We start from the raw sequence: 869 nt of genomic DNA on the forward strand, positions 1-869 counted from the left end.
TGCCAGGTGTTTGAGGTGGGTGGGGTGTTGCGGGTGAACTGGGCGGTGGTGGAGGAGTTGTTCCCGCCCGGTCTGATCGATGCCGCGTTTGGGGCGTTCGGTGGGCTGTTGGAGCGGCTGGCCGATGACGAGGGCGTGTGGGACTCGGCCGGGTTGGGGCTTGTGGGTCCGGGGGAGCTGGTGGCTCGTCAGGAGGCGAATGCCACCGAGGCCGTCCTGCCGGAAGGTCTTCTGCATGAGCTGGGCGGTGCGCTGCGTGCGCGTGGTGAGGTCCCGGCTGTCATCGCTGGGGATCGTACGGTCGGTTATGCGGAGTTGGACCGGCGTGCGGCGCGGATCGCGCGTCGGCTACGGGAGTTGGGGGTGTGTCGGAATGCTCTGGTCGGGGTGGTGATGGACAAGGGGTGGCAGCAGCCGGTGGCCGCGCTGGGTGTGCTGCAATCCGGAGGCGCCTATCTGCCGGTGGACGCTTCGTGGCCGGGGGAGCGGGTGCATGAGGTGCTGGGCCGGGGGCGGTGCCGGATCGTGCTGACCCAGGCCCACCTGCGGGACGTTCTCGACTGGCCGGCGGATGTCACGGTTTTGGCGGTGGACGACGACACGGTCTGGGCGGGTGTGGACGACGGGCCGGTGGAATCGGTGGCCGGTCCGGAGGACCTGGCGTATGTGATCTTCACGTCCGGGTCGACCGGTGAGCCGAAGGGCGTGATGATCGACCACCGTGGTGCGGCCAACACGGTCGCGGACATCAACGACCGCTTCGGGGTCACCGCCGCCGACCGGGTGCTGGGTTTGTCGTCGCTCAGTTTCGACCTGTCGGTGTGGGACATCTTCGGCACGTTCGCCGCCGGCGGCACCCTCGTCCTGCC

Annotated in this window: 1 protein-coding gene; it reads left to right on the plus strand. The window is 69.0% G+C overall.

Annotated elements, in window-relative coordinates; translation table 11 throughout:
- Positions 1-15 precede the first annotated feature (15 nt).
- Positions 16-869 (plus strand): AMP-binding protein (locus FGD71_RS34940; RefSeq protein ID WP_244951233.1); only part of this gene is annotated, 854 nt, incomplete at its 3' end.

Origin of the sequence: Streptomyces sporangiiformans (assembly GCF_005768555.2) — a bacterium.
Classification (GTDB): Bacteria; Actinomycetota; Actinomycetes; order Streptomycetales; family Streptomycetaceae; genus Streptomyces; species Streptomyces sporangiiformans.